This window comes from Aminivibrio pyruvatiphilus, assembly GCF_004366815.1.
GTDB classification, from domain to species: domain Bacteria; phylum Synergistota; class Synergistia; order Synergistales; family Aminobacteriaceae; genus Aminivibrio; species Aminivibrio pyruvatiphilus.
The window spans coordinates 24,989-39,556 of sequence record NZ_SORI01000019.1; the positions used below are offsets into that span (position 1 = coordinate 24,989).

Below are 14,568 nucleotides of genomic sequence, written 5' to 3' on the forward strand. Positions count from 1 at the left end.
TCAGTTCCCGAAAAATGACGAAAAAAGGACCGCCGTGATGGCCAGCCCGGATCCGTGAACCAGCCAGAACCTCGTGACGATATGGTTTTCTCTCCAGCCCAGCAGTTCAAAATGATGGTGCACGGGGCTCATGAGGAAAATCTTTTTTTTGAATCCGTAAATCGCCGTCAGCTGCGCGCAGACAGAGAGGATCTCAAGCCCGTAGAGAAATCCGAGTGGGATGAGGGCGACAAGGCAGTCGCCGTGTATGGCCGTGCTGACGATAAGGCCGGCGATGAAGTGGGATCCCACATCCCCCATGAAAACTTTCGCCGGATAGGCATTGTGCCAGAGGAAAGCGGCGCAGAGGGCGAGTCCGGTGACGGCGCCGTAAAATGCTGATCCTCTGAGCGGAAGCCAGAGAAGCGCTCCCGCCATGGAGATGACGCATGCTCCGGCTGCAAGGCCGTCAAGACCGTCGGTCACATTGACTGCATTGAGCATCCCTATGGCAAGGAAGGCCGCGAGGGGAACGGCAAGCCAGGGGGAAAGACTGATTCCCGGCCAGATATTTATCCCCCTGGAAAGGGCAATCCATAACACCCAGGGGAGAACGATGAGAATCTGGACGGCAAGCTTGAACGGGCTCGGAAATCCTTCACTCGACTTTTTGCTGAATTTGATCCAGTCGTCCGCAAATCCCACCGCAGCGGAAAGAATGGGGAAAAACCAGAAAAGGGCCAGTTCTCCCGGAAGAGTGTCCGCAAACCCTCCGGCCAGGGGGATGGATGCAAGGGCTGCGCCGATGAACACGATACCTCCCATGGAAGGGGTGGCTGACTTGGTTTCCATGTGGCTCTGGATGCCGTACGCCTTCTGGGCGAGGGTGACCTGCCGGCGGTTCAGAATACGAATCCACCTGGACTGGAGAAAAATTTCAAGAATCATGACGACTGAAAAGATGAAAATAAACTTCATGATGAGCCCTCTCCGCAAAGAATTTCCACAAGCCGGTCAAGCCGGTTGCCATGCGATCCCTTGATTACGATTGTGTCGCCTTCCGCCAGTACCTTCACGAGGTGCTCTCCCAGCATACGGAGACTGCCGGTCCAGAGTACAAGGTCGGCTTCTTCATGTCCGGCGAAAGGTGCAAGCCGTTCCCAGGTTTTTCCCACAAGCCAGACAGTGTCAAAGGAACGGAGAAGGGGAAGCAGATTTATGTGAAAATCATCGCCTCGCTCCCCGAGTTCAAGCATTTCACCGACGACCGCAAACTTCCGGTGCTTTCTGATTTCACCTGCCGCCCGCAGCACGGCCGACATGGAAGCAGGATTTGCATTATAGGAATCGTCGATGAGGCAGGCTCCTGAATCGAGGGTTCTGATGAGCCCCCTGCCTTCAAGAGAATGGGCCTCTTCGAGGGCAGCAGCGGCCGTCTTCCCGGGAACACCGAGGAAAGTGCTTATCCCCACGGCAAATGCCAGCGGATAGGCTGCGTGTTTCCCGAAAGCCCGGGCTCTTACAGCGATGACATCCCCGGGGATCGCAAGGGAAAAGGACAGTTCAGGAACTCCCTTTTCGATGCTGAAATCCGGACTGAGAATGCGGTAGTCGCACTCCCCCGTTCCTGCGGAAAGCCTGGCAATTCCTGCCGGGATCCGTGATGCTGCCCTTGCCAGGAGGGGATTGTCCCCGTTGAAGAAAAAGGACGTTAGAGAAGGCGATTCTGCGATCTCCATCTTTGCCTCGAGTACTCCCTCCACTGATCCGAAACCCTCAAGGTGAGCCGGGGCCACTTCCGTGATCACAGAAATGGTCGGGGGAAAGAAGCGGACCATTTCCGCTATTTCTCCCGGGTGGTTGGTGCCCATTTCGAGCACGAGGACCTCGGCGTCCTCCGGAAGGGAAAGAATGGTCATGGAGCACCCGATGAGGGTATTGTAGCTGTGTTCCGCCGAATGGACCCTGAAAGAGGTCTTCAGACACCTGACAAGATAGTCTCTTGTGGTTGTTTTGCCGACGCTTCCGGTAATTGCTATGACGTGCAGTTTTTTTCCCTGAAGGGCAAGACGTTTTTCCGCCATGGCAGGAAGAGCTTTGTACGTGTCGCTGACCTTTACCGAGGGGACTGAAGAAGGGATGTCCCGGTCATTCTCACAAATGATCAGGGATGCCCCGTGCGCGATGGCATCATGTATAAAAGCGTGGCCGTCCGTGTTTTCACCCCGGAATGCCACAAAGACGTCCCCTTTCCGGACCAGTCTGCTGTCGGCAAGGAGCCTGCCGGAAAAGGTGCCGTCGGGACCGCGAAGTTCGGAACCTGCGAGATCAGCGATAAAAGAGAACGTGTTCATTTCCATGTCAAGCCTCTTTCCTGTGCCCAGTCAAGGACAGTCTCCCTGTCGGAATAGGGGATAGTCTGATTTCCGATGACAAGATATTTCTCCGGCCCCTTTCCTGTGACGGCAACGACATCTCCCTCCCGTGCACCGTCAAGAGCTTTTCTGACCGCCGCCTTCCTGTCGAGGACTATTTCCGTTTCAGGCCTCCTATCGGAAGCATGGACGCCTTCGCAAATCTGGTCCGCAATTTTGCCCGGGTCCTCGCTCCTCGGATTGTCCATGGTGACGATGATTTTATCGCAGAAGCGGGCGGCGGTGAGGCCGAGAGAATGGCGGTTCGGCTGGAATCGCTCTCCCCCGTGGCCGAAAACGGCGCACAGTTTTCCGGAACACATGTGCCGGAGTTCCGAAAGAACATTCCCCAGGGCTGTAGGCGTATGGGCGAAGTCAATGATCACGCAAACCCCGCTGGAAAGATAATACCGCTCAAGCCTTCCAGGAACCTGGGGCATGGTTTTGAGCGCGGAGGCTATTTTTTTGGTATCCTCCACAAAAGAGTGAAGAAGAGCTATAGAACCCAGTGCATTATACACATTGAACCGGCCCGGAAGAGGAAGGAAAACCTGCAGTTCCTCCTTCCTGCCCGGCAGGCGGACGGAAAATTCATTTCCTGAAGGTGATGCGGATAGAAGACTGCCCATGACCCCTTCGGCGACGTTCTCTCCAAGGCCGAAAGGAGTGAGATTTCCTGGAAAAGCGGAGAGAAGCATTCTGCCGTGGGGGTCATCCCTGTTGGAGGCCCCGCGCCAGCCGTCTTTCATATACATTGAAAAAAGGCGGGTTTTTGCCTGAAAATACTCCTCCAGCGTTTTGTGGTAATCCAGGTGTTCCTCGCTGAGATTTGTAAAGACGGCACCGTCGAAGGAGCAGCCTTCAAGTCGACCGAGGGACAGACCATGGGATGACGCCTCCATGACGCAGGCCCCGCAACCATTCGTCACCATGGATGCCAGGGAGCGCTGGAGTTCGTAGCTTTCCGGGGTCGTTCTCCCTGCGTCCCTTTCAACCGCTCCGTCATTGTAGACAATGGTTCCGAAGAGGCCTGTCCGTATTCCCGCGGACTGAAGGATATGCCTGATCATCCAGGTGGTGGTGCTTTTTCCGTTGGTTCCGGTAACGGCGAACATTTTCATCTTTAAAGAGGGACAGCCATAGACGATGGACGCGAGCCTGCCCATATCCCGGCGGACATCGCTCGTCAGCAGCTGGGGAACGGGGAGAGGAATTTCCCTGTCCGTCAGAAGAACGCAGGCCCCCTTTTCCACAGCGGCAGCCGCGAAATCCAGCCCGTCCCTCCTTTCACCCCTGACGCAGCAGAATGCGGAGCCGGGAGCGACTTCCCTGCTGTCTCCCGTGACCTGTTCCAGAAGAGGCGGATTTTTCGGACAATTCCGGACAATCGGTGACGAACCATATTTATTTACGAATTCATCCAGAACCTCGGTCAAGAACGGCATATGACTACCCTCCCCGCCTGTTGTTGGCAAAAAGACCGGTCTGGAACATGTCCTCCACTATCCGGCGGAATACAGGAGCTGCGACATCGCCGCCGTAGTATTTTCCCTTTGACGGTTCACCGATAACCACAAGCATGACATAGTCGGGTTTTTCCGCAGGCCAGAAGCCGGCAAATGAGGAAACCCATTTCCCTTTTTTGTATTCTCCTTTTTCTGCCACCTGGGCTGTTCCCGTTTTTCCCGCTATGGAAACGTAAGGAAGCCCTGCCAGCTTTCCGGTTCCGTTTTTCACCGATTCCTTCATAACGGACGACAGCCACGAGGCAGTTCTCGGAGAGAGCACTTCCCGGACAAGCGTGCGTTCGCCCTTATAGATCACTTGTCCTGAGGCATCGCGGACCTCGGAGACAATATAGGGGCGGAGAAGAAATCCGCCGTTGGCTATTGCCGCCATGGCATTTGCAAGATGGAGGGGAGTGACTGCAAGTCCCTGGCCGATGGAGATATTCGAAGGAACGACTCCTCTCCACTGTTCCGGAGTGGCGAGAAGTCCGTCTTCGACACCGTTCAGTTCGATTCCTGGAGGTTTGCTGAATCCCCATTCCCGGACTCCGTGGTACATGTCGAAGGGTTTGACCCGCATGCCGATCTGCGCCATGCCCGTATTCGAAGACTTTATGAGAATTTCTGGAACGGAGAGCCGCCCGAAACTTCTGTTGCTTGCTTCCGAAATGTGTCCGTCCGCAACCTTAATCCTGTAAGGGCAGTTAAAAGTTTCTGAACCTCCGACAGACCCTTTTTCCATGGCAATGCCAAGGACTATGGGCTTGAATGTTGATCCGGGCTCGTAGGTGCGCCCCGTGGAATTGTTGGCTATCCTCTTCATGTTTGTCAGGTTTTCCCTTACGTTTGGGTCGAAGGAGGGCCAGCTGGCCATTGCAACGACGGCTCCGGTGTCAGGGGCGATGCAGACGATGCTGCCCCACTTGGCTCCGTGTTCGGCAATGCCTTCATCCAGTCGCTTTTCCACGATGAACTGGATTCTCGAATCCACTGACAGACTGACCGATCCCGGCCCGGAGGAGAACCCGTCGTTTGAGTGCCGGCTGATATCCAGAGTTCTTCCGGACGATTCCCTGGCAAGAACTTTCATGCCCGGAGGGGAGAAAAGGATCTTGTCCCACATCAGTTCAATGCCGGCAAGCCCCTTGTCGTCCACATCGCAGAAACCGAGGACATGGGAGAGAAGGGATTTGTTGGGATACAGACGCTTCTTCTCGCTGATTTCATATATGCCTTTGAGGTCCAGTGCGCGTATTTTTTCCGCCGTTCCCTCGTCGATTTTTCTCGCAAGCCAGAAAAATCGTCCGGGCATTTGGGATGAGATGGTGGCAACGATACTTTCAGGAAGAATACCCCGGAGCTTCGGTCCGTCCGAGGGATTCCAGAAAGCGGGATCAAGAAAGAAGCTGGAAGACGGGATTGAGAGGGCAAGGGCATTTCCGTTGGCGTCATAAATGAAACCCCTGTTGGTGCTTACCGGAACACGGCTCCAGTATTGCCGCCGTGACTGCTTCTCCACGCGGGGATCAGGAAAAAGCTGGAGGGAAGCTACTCTCCAGAAAAGAACGGCAAAAAACAGAAAAACGAGAAACCAGGGGGAACCCCCAAAGCGTTTTAACATGCCAAGTCCCTCCGAGGTGTGTCACAAGGTGATTATTCTCCCGCCATCGCTTTTTCCAGGAAAAAGTAGAACCAGCCTTCCGATTCCTTCTGTGCGGCCTCTCCTCCCATGTTTCCGGCGGGCCCGGAACCCGCAAGAAGAGGGCCTTCCAGGCGCAGAGTCCTGACATTGGAAGCGTAGGTCATGCCAAGCTGTTTTTTTGAATAGCCATAAACCCTTCCCGGAGAAAGAAGAGCCGACAGGCTCTGCTTCAGGGATATCTGCTGTGCCTGAAAGGACTCGATCTGGGTATTGATGTTATTGAGCCTGCATTCCAGGCGAAAGCTGTACAGGCGAAGCACTCCGAGTCCCATGAAAGACCCGAAAACGACGAGGGCTGAAAAAATAAGATAAGGACAAAATTTTCTCAGGGAAGAAACCGCCATTGGCTGACATTCTCTCTGACTCACCATTTCTTTTTTGCCTCCTTTCCCGGCTCGGTGACGACGAAAAGCCGCAGTTTTGCGCTTCTGGCCTTGTAATTTCTTTCAATTTCCCCGTCTGAAGGAATAAGAGGACGCTTCGTCGTGATGATTCCACGGCCTTCTTTTTGCATTTCCCGAAAATACTGTTTTACAATACGGTCTTCAAGAGAGTGATAACTTACTACAGCAACGGCTGCACCGGGGCTGACCAGTTCAAAGGCTCCCGACAGGCCCTGCTCCAGGGCTGTGAGTTCGTCATTGACGGCGATCCGGAGCGCCTGGAATATTTTCCGTGCGGGATGTCCACCCATTTTTCTCTGTACCGGCGCCGGAAGGGTTTCCCGGATAACCGCCACAAGGTTTCCTGTGGTTTCTATCTTTCCGGTGTTTTCTCTGTACCGGAGAATCCCCCTGGCAATCTGCCTGGAATAGCGTTCCTCGCCGTACTTCCAGAAAATGTCGGAAAGTTCCTTTTCAGTCCAGTTGTTCACAATAGATTCAGCCGTCAGGGCGGATCTCCTGTTCATCCTCATGTCGAGAGGTCCGTCCGCCTGAAAAGAAAATCCCCGGTACCCTTCCGTAATCTGGAGATTGGACACTCCGAGGTCGAAAAGAATTGCGTCGAAAGGAGCGGCATTTCCTGCCAACTCAGCTGCTTCAGCAAAATTTCCGTGAATCGGATGAAACCTGTTATCGAAAGCCCCGAGCCTGTCAGTGGCGATTCGTATGGCTTCATCGTCCTGGTCGAGCCCCCACACCTGAACTTTGGGAAACGCTTCGAGGACGGCCTCTGAATATCCTCCGAGCCCAAGAGTGCAGTCGAGTACTTTCCCGACCTTCGGGCGGGATTGTAAAAAAGAAAGGATTTCAGCAAGGAGAACGGGGATATGTTCCGTCAAAATCCTTCAACTCCCTCGGCTATTTCTGATAGTTCCCCGACCATCTCTTCCCGGTATTCGTTCCACCTGTCGCGGTCCCAAAGCTCCACATGATCGTTCACTCCGACAAAAACGACATCCTGGGAAAGATCCCCATGCTGACGAAGAACAGGAGGAAGGAGAACCCTTCCTGCCGTGTCAACAGGCAGTTCATGAGCGCTTGCGAGCATCACCCTGAGGAGTCCGCGGGTCTTGCTTTTAGAGAAGGGGAGATCCTGGAGCTTGGTCATGACGTTTTCCCACCTGGAGCGGGAATAGAGGGAAACGCATCTGTCGATGCCGATGGTGGAAACAACGCTGTCGCCAAGCTCTTCCCTGAACTTCGATGGAAGAACGATCCGAGCTTTGGAATCGATTTTGTGTTCGTACGTTCCCACCAGCATGGGAATTCCTCCCACTTTGCGACATTTTCCCCCACTTGCTCCCACCCTACCACTCGTAGAGAAAAATAAATAGGTCTTTTGGCTCTCAAAAAAACGCTGAATATGAGCCAAAAGACCTATTTAATTCGGGAAAAGGGAGCATTCAATAAGCCGGGTTCTGTCTCAGGGTGACCATTTATCTGAAGACCGCCTCACGGCGGCCTTTGCGCGACCGTACCCGGGGGTCGGCGGGCAGCGTCTTCCCCCCCTATTCGGTCTTGCTCCGGACGGGGTTTGCCTGGCGTGAAAATCGCTTTTCACCCGGTGGGCTCTTACTCCACCTTTTCACCCTTGCCCTGAAGGGGCGGTTTGTTTCTGTGGCACTTTCCTTTGGTTTGCACCAACTGGGGGTTACCCAGCGTCCTGCCCTATGGAGCCCGGACTTTCCTCTCCCAAAAGGGAGCGGCCACCTAGAATACTCCCGCAGAGATTATACCACCGTAAATGATGCGGGACGTATATCTTACGGGGAGTTTAGTATAGAATACCCCTATACCATTTTTCACCATCTAAAGGAGAAGAGATTCCCCCCATGATCGAAAAAACAAGCTACGATTCACCTGAATACGATATCTTCAAGGCGAACGTCAAAAAACTCACGGGACTCGACCTGAACTCTTATAAAAACCAGATCCACAGGAGAGTCCACATGCTGATGCAGCGATGGAACATTGCAGAATACGGCCTGTATTTCAAGACGATCAGGGAGAACGACCAGAAACTGAGAGAATTTCTCGACTACCTCACGATCAACGTTTCCGAGTTTTTCCGCAACCCTGCCAAGTGGACCGAGCTTCGAGAAACGATTATACCCCGGCTGGTCCAGTCCCGGGGAAAAAAACAGCTGAAACTGTGGAGCGCGGGATGCGCCACAGGCGAAGAACCCTACTCCCTTGCCATACTCTCTCTCGAGGCGAAACTGGCCGCCCAGTCTCCGGTGCTGGCAAGCGACATTGACCAGGGCGCAATTTCCATAGCGAAAAAAGGAACCTATCTCAAGCGCCAGATCCTCAACGTCCCCCAGGAACTTGTCTCGAGGTATTTTTCCACCCAGGACGGAGGGGAAACCTATTCGGTGACGCAGGAAGTCAAGGGAAGGGTCACCTTTCAGAGACTGAACCTCATAGAGGATAGTTTTGCCGACGATCTGGACCTTATCCTCTGCAGAAACGTGGTCATTTATTTTTCCGCTGAGACTAAGACGGCCCTTTATCACAAATTTTTCAGGGCTCTCAGACCGGGGGGATTTCTTCTCGTGGGGTCCACCGAGCAAATTTTCGAGTACAGGAAGATCGGTTTCGAATCGGCAGGAGCGTTCCTTTACCAGAAGCCGGTTTGAGAAGAAAAAAAGCGGGAGGAGGACCTTTTTCAGGTCCTCCTCCCGCTTTTCCGGTCAGTGAGAGCGAACGATTTCCTTGATTTTCATCAACCGGCTCAGGGTCGAGCGTTCCTGTTCATCGAGCTTCATCGTAATGTAGCGTATTGTTTCCACGAAACTCGGTATCAGGACGTGCTCCAGTGCATTTACTCTCCGGCGGGTCTTTTCAATTTCCACAGCCATGAGGTTGATCGCCTTTTCCTTTGCCGCCAGGGCGATCAGCCGGGGAATGAGAGCGGCGAACCGCTCAAGTGCGACATCCAGGCTGCCGAGGGACGTGGCGAGACCGTAATTGACCGGCGATCCCCCCTGCTCCACCGTATAAACAGGAACCAGCACGCTCATGACATTCTGCCGGCCGACCTGGAGATTGCATTTCGCGCCGGAGATCATCAGGGCCTGTTCGAGCATGGCAGGCAGGGTCTGGGCACGGGCAAGGAGAAAGCTCTTGTAGCACTCCGCAAGTTCACCTTCGAGCTCCTCCCGGAGAACTTTACCTTCCCGGGCACGTTCAAGAAACGCCTTGATAAGGGCGTCCTGCTTGTCTTTGAGAAGCTTGTGACCCCGTTTTGCCACGACAAGGCGTTTTTTTAGCCTTGAAAGCTCCATCCTGTTGGGGTTTACATTCAACCGGGCCATGACACGGCTCCCTTACACTTTCCCAGGGACTGCTTCGGCCCTTTCCCCGTTGTTCAGCCTCGGCGAGAGGTACTTCTCAATGTAGGCATCCCGTACACGCTTCAGTTCCTTCACCGGGATGACGGTAAGGAGATCCCAGCCGAGCTCAAGGGTTTCCTCGTAGGTCCTGTTCTGGTATTCACCCTGGCGGACGTACTGGTCTTCGAACATATCGGCAAATTTCGCGAAGGCCTTGTCCTCCTCAGAGAGAGCTCCCTCACCGAGAATGACCGCAAGTTCCTTGGCTTCCTTGCCTCTGGCGTAGGCGGCGAAAAGCTGGTTCATAAGGTCGGCGTGATCTTCCCTTGTCTTGCCTTTCCCTATTCCCTTATCCTTGAGCCGTGAAAGAGAGGGCATGACGTCCACGGGAGGATATATGCCTTTCCTGTGAAGCGTCCGGCTCAGGATGATCTGTCCCTCGGTGATGTACCCCGTAAGGTCCGGTATGGGATGAGTCTTGTCGTCCTCAGGCATGGTAAGAATGGGAATCTGGGTGATGGAGCCGTTCTTTCCCTTGAGCCGTCCCGCTCTCTCGTACATGGTGGCGAGGTCTGTGTAGAGGTAGCCGGGGTAGCCTCTCCGGCCGGGAACTTCCTTTCGTGCCGCGGAGATTTCCCGGAGGGCTTCACAGTAGTTCGTGAGGTCCGTCAGGATGACCACGACGTGCATGTCATGTTCGAACGCAAGATATTCTGCAGCGGTGAGCGCAATACGGGGGGTCGTTATCCGTTCGATTGCCGGGTCGTCGGCAAGGTTGACGAACATGACGGTCCGCTGGATGGCGCCGGTTTTACGGAAGTCTTCCATGAAAAAGGAAGCCTCTTCGAAGGTGATTCCCATAGCGGCGAACACGACGGCGAAATCCTCGTGCCCGCTGATGACCGTCGCCTGCCTGGCAATCTGGGCTGCCATCCTGTTGTGGGGCAGGCCGCTTCCCGAGAAGATGGGAAGCTTCTGGCCGCGGACCATGGGGTTCATTCCGTCGATGGTGGAAATGCCCGTCTGGATGAACTCGGAAGGGAAATCCCGGGAGAAGGGATTCATGGGCATTCCGTTGATGTCGAGCTTCTTCTCGGCAAGGATGGGGGCCCCGTCGTCTATGGGTTCTCCCCGGCCGTTGAATACCCGGCCCAGCATATCCCTGCCGACGGGAAGGGTGAGCACCTTTCCGAGGAAAAGCAGTTTCGTGCTCTTGATGTCTATGCCGTCTGTTCCTTCAAAAACCTGGACGAGTGCCTTGTCGGACGTGATTTCCAGAACCCTGCCCCGTCTGCGTTCTCCGGAGGCCAGCTCAATTTCGACAAGTTCGTCGTACCGTACATTCTGCGTTTTTTCCACCATGAGAAGGGGACCGGAAAGTTCGCTGATGGTCCCATATTCCTTAGGCAGCATCGCTTTCACCTCCCACGGGAATGACGCTGTTGATTTCCTTCCGGATCGTCTCTTCCAGTTCGTCTATCCTGCCGATGTCCTTCTCCTCAAGATACCGCATTCTGGCGATGGACTCCCTGACCGGAAGGTTGAAGACCTCGTTCATGGACGCTCCCTTTTTCAGGGCTTCCATTCCCTGATGGTGGAAGTTGATAATCGTCTTCAGCATCTTGAACTGTTTTTCCATGGAGGCATAGGTGTCGACTTCATGGAAGGCGTTCTGGTGAAGGAAGTCTTCCCTCAGGGATTTTGCTGTTTCGAGGACCATGCGCTCTTCCTTGGAGAGAGCATCGATACCGACGAGACGGACGATTTCCCGGAGCTTGTCCTCTTCCTCGAGAAGGGTCATTCCTTCTACACGGAGGCTGCTCCACTCGTCATCGAACTTGGCATCCCAGAATTCATCGAGTTTTTCCGTATAAAGGGAATAGCTCAGCAGCCAGTTGATCGCCGGGAAATGCCTCTGGTAGGCAAGATTTGCATCAAGGCCCCAGAAAACCTTGGTAACCCGGAGAGTATTCTGGCTGACAGGTTCCGAAAGGTCGCCGCCCGGAGGGGAGACCGCACCGATGGCCGTGACGGAGCCTTCCCGTCCCTGGCTGCCCAACACCACTGCCCGGCCTGCCCTTTCATAGAAGGATGCGAGCCTTGTTCCGAGGTAGGCCGGATAACCTTCCTCGCCGGGCATTTCTTCGAGACGGCCCGACATTTCGCGGAGAGCCTCAGCCCACCTGCTTGTGGAATCTGCCATGAGGGCGACGGAGTATCCCATGTCCCTGTAGTACTCCGCCATGGTGATGGCCGTGTAGATGCTGGCTTCCCGCGCTGCCACGGGCATATTGGAGGTATTGGCGATGAGGACGGTCCGCTTCATGAGCGGCTGTCCGGATCTCGGATCTTCAAGTTCAGGAAACTCGAGAAGCACGTCGGTCATCTCGTTTCCCCGTTCTCCGCATCCCACGTACACCACTATTTCTGCCTCTGCCCACTTCGCGAGCTGGTGCTGGATAACCGTCTTTCCCGATCCAAAGGGGCCGGGTACGCAGGCGGTTCCTCCCATGGCGATGGGGAAGAATGCGTCCACCACTCTCTGTCCGGTGGTGAGAGGAATGACGGGGGGCAGCCGCTTTGCAACAGGGCGAGCTTTCCGTACCGGCCACCGCTGGAGCATGGCGATGTTCTTCTTTTCGCCGTCCTTCTCCACCACTGCAATGGTTTCTTCCACCGTGAAACTGCCTTCCCTGATTTTTGTGACTTTGCCGGAAACTCCGACCGGCACCATCACCCTGTGCTCTACAAGGACTGTCTCCTGCACGACACCGAGCACATCGCCCTCCGCCACGAAGTCGCCTTCCTTGGCCTTCGGCGTGAACTGCCACTTGGTGTTCCTGTCGATGGCAGGGACGTCAATCCCTCTCGAGATGAAATGGCTTTTCGCCACTTCTTCGATGAGGTTCAGGGGACGCTGAACTCCGTCGTAAAACTGCTCCATGAGGCCGGGGCCGAGCTCGACGCTCAGAGGTGCGCCCGTACTGACTACAGGCTCTCCGGGCATAAGACCGGATGTTTCCTCGTAGGCCTGGATGGAGGCCGTGTCCCCCTTCAGTTCGATTATTTCTCCAACGAGACCAATGTCGCCGATCCGAACCACGTCAAACATGCTGGCACCGAGCATTCCCTTCGCCACCACAAGCGGTCCGGAAATCTTTTCTATGGTCCCCCGTATTGTTTTTTCAGTGGCCACAGTCTATCGCCTCCAGACGAACCGTATTCTGCATTATTTCACTGCAAAGATGTCCATGCCGACCGCACGTTCCACGCTGCTCCGTATGGACTCGAGGCCTATCCCCTGGCTTCCCCTGAGACCGGGAATGGGGATGAAGCTTGTTTCGTAGTCGCTGTTCAGGTCGGCTATGAACTGTGAAGATGCTACATAGCAACTCTCCTGAACGAAGACGACGGCGTACTTTTCGCGGGCCAGTCCGAGGAGGGTTTCTTCCACGGCCGAAGGCGTGTTGTCCTTTATGATAAAGGGACGAACCCCCACCGCCTGGAAAGGAAGAACCGTCTCGTATTCTCCGACTGCTGCCATGGGATGTCCTGTGTTTTTACCCGACATGACGGAACAACCCCCTTGCCAGCGTCCTGTCCGTATCGTTGGAAACGGAAACCAGCGCTATCCGTATATTTTTTGCTTCCAGTTCCTTCTTCCACAGGAAGGAAATGACGTTCTCCGGGGCGAAAGCCTGGTATTTGGAGCTTTCGACAATGGCCGCGGTATACTCGTCGAGCACCTTTTCCATCTCGACGACAAGAGAATTGAGATCATTGGCGTCCTGAACGTGAGAAAACGTCTTCGACACATCGGAGAAAGAAAGAATTCTTCCCCAGCCCTCCACCGGTTCGGCGTAGAGAGAGAGAAGCTTTTCCCTGGAAATAAGGCCCCCGTCGTGAAGAAATCCGGCGGCGGAACCCGTTTCCATATCCATTCTTTTCATTCTGAGAAGGTTCCGGACGTTTTCCGCGTCGATTTTGCCCCTCACCCACAGCGAAGCCGCTTCTATACCTGTTGCAGACGCTGTTTTTCTCATGGCTGCGAAAAGGCCTTCGTCAAGGAGCTTCTCCACTTCGAGAATGTCTTTCGTCTGCTCCCAGACCGAGAAGCAATGGGGAACCAGCAAATGAAGACCGAAGGGCAGCAGGCGGAAATCTTCGCTTTCCATGGCCATGATAAGGTCATCCGAGGGAATATTCCCGAGGGAGGTCAGAAGGTCGAACCGTCGTTCTCCTCCTTCACGGACCAGAAGAGCGCTTTTCAAAAGAACTTTTACATTGTGAAAATCATAGGGCAGACGGCACAGATGAACCAGAGCGGGATCCGGAACGAATTTCTGCACTTCCCCGTAAACATGGAGAAGTTCCGCTTCGATGGCCCTGTCAAATTCGCCGTTTCCCTTCAGCTCCATCAGCCAGCTTGAATAGACCGTTTCACCGAGGACTTTCAGCGCCGAGTCGAGGTCTTCGCTTTCCAGGATACGCTGCAGAAGAGCCTCTTCAAGAAGGCGTCCGGACATTGCCCGGAGCCGCGCAACCGCATACCCGTACCGCTCTGCCGGAGCCATGGAGCATCACCTCCGGTTAGGCTGAAAACAGCCGTTTGACAACGTCTGCCTCAATATCGTCCCGAACCCAGCGGGTGAGCATATCCCATGAGCAGTTCGTCTCGATTTGGCCCTTTTTCAGGATGAATCCGCCGGACATCGGGCGCTTCTCTTCGTCCAGAACGAATTTCTTCCCGTGTTTTTCATTGAACCCTGCAAGCCATTCCTGGGTGATATGCTTCTCCTTGCCTGATACGATCACGGCTTCGTCTCCTGTTTCCGTCGCTTTCAGGAGAAGGTGGCCTGCCAGGGCGAGGTATTTCTCCCCCGGAAGGGCGGCAAGCTGGGCAAGTGCCTGTGAAAATGCGTCCGAAATGGCCGTCTGTTTCACGCCGAGTTCGATCTTCTTCACGTCGAGTCCTGCCACAATCTCTCTTCTTCTGAGGATTTCCGGCTGTTCTTTCCGGAATCTGTCGCCGTAGGTTTCTTCGATTTTCCTGATCTCGCCGTCGGCTTCCTTGTTGATAGACTCCACTACGGAGCGGGCTTTTTCGAGAATCTTTCCCGCTTCCTCCTGTGCGTCCGCGTCTATTTTTTTCTTGATTTCCGCCAAGGACATGGATTTAACCTCCTT

At 54.5% G+C, this 14,568-nt stretch carries 14 protein-coding genes and 1 other RNA gene; 1 reads left to right on the top strand and 14 read right to left on the bottom strand.

All coding sequences use genetic code 11. The annotated features are described in order from the left end of the window. The 8 genes from C8D99_RS12150 to rnpB all read right to left on the bottom strand — a co-directional run bounded on the left by C8D99_RS12150 (window position 1) and on the right by rnpB (window position 7,768). Entirely contained in the window at window positions 1-957 is a 957-nt protein-coding gene (locus C8D99_RS12150; RefSeq protein ID WP_133958676.1) for a phospho-N-acetylmuramoyl-pentapeptide-transferase, read from the bottom strand. After that, window positions 954-2,333 carry a UDP-N-acetylmuramoyl-tripeptide--D-alanyl-D-alanine ligase gene (locus C8D99_RS12155; protein WP_208321180.1) on the bottom strand — a complete coding sequence of 460 codons (1,380 nt, stop codon included), beginning with the start codon at window positions 2,331-2,333 and terminating at the stop codon, window positions 954-956. The genes C8D99_RS12150 and C8D99_RS12155 overlap by 4 nt, the downstream gene beginning before the upstream one ends. Continuing rightward, a complete protein-coding gene (locus C8D99_RS12160; protein WP_133958680.1) occupies window positions 2,330-3,838 on the bottom strand; it encodes a UDP-N-acetylmuramoyl-L-alanyl-D-glutamate--2,6-diaminopimelate ligase in 1,509 nt (502 codons plus the stop codon). Before C8D99_RS12160 ends, C8D99_RS12155 begins: the two co-directional genes overlap by 4 nt. A gap of 4 nt (window positions 3,839-3,842) precedes the next feature. Further along, entirely contained in the window at window positions 3,843-5,522 is a 1,680-nt protein-coding gene (locus C8D99_RS12165; protein WP_133958681.1) for a peptidoglycan D,D-transpeptidase FtsI family protein, read from the bottom strand. A 32-nt stretch (window positions 5,523-5,554) separates the two neighbouring features. Then, the gene (locus C8D99_RS12170; RefSeq protein WP_133958683.1) at window positions 5,555-5,974 is read right to left on the bottom strand and encodes an FtsB/FtsL family cell division protein; all 420 of its coding nucleotides are present in this window, start codon (window positions 5,972-5,974) and stop codon (window positions 5,555-5,557) included. Then, window positions 5,968-6,885, bottom strand: a complete 918-nt coding sequence (rsmH, locus tag C8D99_RS12175; protein WP_133958685.1) for a 16S rRNA (cytosine(1402)-N(4))-methyltransferase RsmH — start codon at window positions 6,883-6,885, stop codon at window positions 5,968-5,970. Before rsmH ends, C8D99_RS12170 begins: the two co-directional genes overlap by 7 nt. Continuing rightward, entirely contained in the window at window positions 6,882-7,307 is a 426-nt protein-coding gene (gene mraZ / locus C8D99_RS12180) for a division/cell wall cluster transcriptional repressor MraZ (protein WP_133958687.1), read from the bottom strand. Before mraZ ends, rsmH begins: the two co-directional genes overlap by 4 nt. Before the next feature lie 131 nt (window positions 7,308-7,438). Further along, window positions 7,439-7,768: RNase P RNA component class A (rnpB, locus tag C8D99_RS12185), an RNA gene on the bottom strand. A gap of 110 nt (window positions 7,769-7,878) precedes the next feature. Between rnpB and C8D99_RS12190 the strand changes: the two genes are divergently transcribed. Continuing rightward, a complete protein-coding gene (locus tag C8D99_RS12190; protein WP_133958689.1) occupies window positions 7,879-8,685 on the top strand; it encodes a CheR family methyltransferase in 807 nt (268 codons plus the stop codon). 54 nt (window positions 8,686-8,739) lie between these two features. Here the strand turns inward: C8D99_RS12190 and C8D99_RS12195 are convergent, their stop codons facing one another. From C8D99_RS12195 to C8D99_RS12220, 6 genes are read right to left on the bottom strand one after another with little or no spacing between them, the layout of a single operon-like run. Further along, window positions 8,740-9,363: a V-type ATP synthase subunit D gene (locus C8D99_RS12195; protein ID WP_133958691.1), complete on the bottom strand. Its 624-nt coding sequence runs from the start codon at window positions 9,361-9,363 to the stop codon at window positions 8,740-8,742. A 12-nt stretch (window positions 9,364-9,375) separates the two neighbouring features. Then, window positions 9,376-10,794: a V-type ATP synthase subunit B gene (locus C8D99_RS12200; RefSeq protein WP_133958693.1), complete on the bottom strand. Its 1,419-nt coding sequence runs from the start codon at window positions 10,792-10,794 to the stop codon at window positions 9,376-9,378. After that, window positions 10,784-12,577 carry a V-type ATP synthase subunit A gene (locus C8D99_RS12205; protein ID WP_133958695.1) on the bottom strand — a complete coding sequence of 598 codons (1,794 nt, stop codon included), beginning with the start codon at window positions 12,575-12,577 and terminating at the stop codon, window positions 10,784-10,786. Before C8D99_RS12205 ends, C8D99_RS12200 begins: the two co-directional genes overlap by 11 nt. Window positions 12,578-12,610: 33 nt before the next feature. After that, the gene (locus tag C8D99_RS12210) at window positions 12,611-12,952 is read right to left on the bottom strand and encodes a V-type ATP synthase subunit F (protein WP_243833924.1); all 342 of its coding nucleotides are present in this window, start codon (window positions 12,950-12,952) and stop codon (window positions 12,611-12,613) included. Continuing rightward, a complete protein-coding gene (locus tag C8D99_RS12215; protein WP_133958697.1) occupies window positions 12,942-13,955 on the bottom strand; it encodes a V-type ATPase subunit in 1,014 nt (337 codons plus the stop codon). Before C8D99_RS12215 ends, C8D99_RS12210 begins: the two co-directional genes overlap by 11 nt. A gap of 16 nt (window positions 13,956-13,971) precedes the next feature. Then, the gene (locus tag C8D99_RS12220) at window positions 13,972-14,553 is read right to left on the bottom strand and encodes a V-type ATP synthase subunit E (protein ID WP_133958699.1); all 582 of its coding nucleotides are present in this window, start codon (window positions 14,551-14,553) and stop codon (window positions 13,972-13,974) included. Window positions 14,554-14,568 lie beyond the last annotated feature (15 nt).

Coding starts and splice junctions, on each gene's coding strand:
- C8D99_RS12170 (WP_133958683.1), bottom strand. CDS start 5,974: ATGGTGAGTCAGAGAGAATGTCAGCCAATGGCGGTTTCTTCCCTGAGA.
- C8D99_RS12195 (WP_133958691.1), bottom strand. CDS start 9,363: ATGGCCCGGTTGAATGTAAACCCCAACAGGATGGAGCTTTCAAGGCTA.
- C8D99_RS12200 (WP_133958693.1), bottom strand. CDS start 10,794: ATGCTGCCTAAGGAATATGGGACCATCAGCGAACTTTCCGGTCCCCTT.
- C8D99_RS12150 (WP_133958676.1), bottom strand. CDS start 957: ATGAAGTTTATTTTCATCTTTTCAGTCGTCATGATTCTTGAAATTTTT.
- C8D99_RS12210 (WP_243833924.1), bottom strand. CDS start 12,952: ATGTCGGGTAAAAACACAGGACATCCCATGGCAGCAGTCGGAGAATAC.
- C8D99_RS12220 (WP_133958699.1), bottom strand. CDS start 14,553: ATGTCCTTGGCGGAAATCAAGAAAAAAATAGACGCGGACGCACAGGAG.
- C8D99_RS12160 (WP_133958680.1), bottom strand. CDS start 3,838: ATGCCGTTCTTGACCGAGGTTCTGGATGAATTCGTAAATAAATATGGT.
- C8D99_RS12165 (WP_133958681.1), bottom strand. CDS start 5,522: ATGTTAAAACGCTTTGGGGGTTCCCCCTGGTTTCTCGTTTTTCTGTTT.
- C8D99_RS12190 (WP_133958689.1), top strand. CDS start 7,879: ATGATCGAAAAAACAAGCTACGATTCACCTGAATACGATATCTTCAAG.
- mraZ (WP_133958687.1), bottom strand. CDS start 7,307: ATGCTGGTGGGAACGTACGAACACAAAATCGATTCCAAAGCTCGGATC.
- C8D99_RS12155 (WP_208321180.1), bottom strand. CDS start 2,333: ATGAACACGTTCTCTTTTATCGCTGATCTCGCAGGTTCCGAACTTCGC.
- C8D99_RS12215 (WP_133958697.1), bottom strand. CDS start 13,955: ATGGCTCCGGCAGAGCGGTACGGGTATGCGGTTGCGCGGCTCCGGGCA.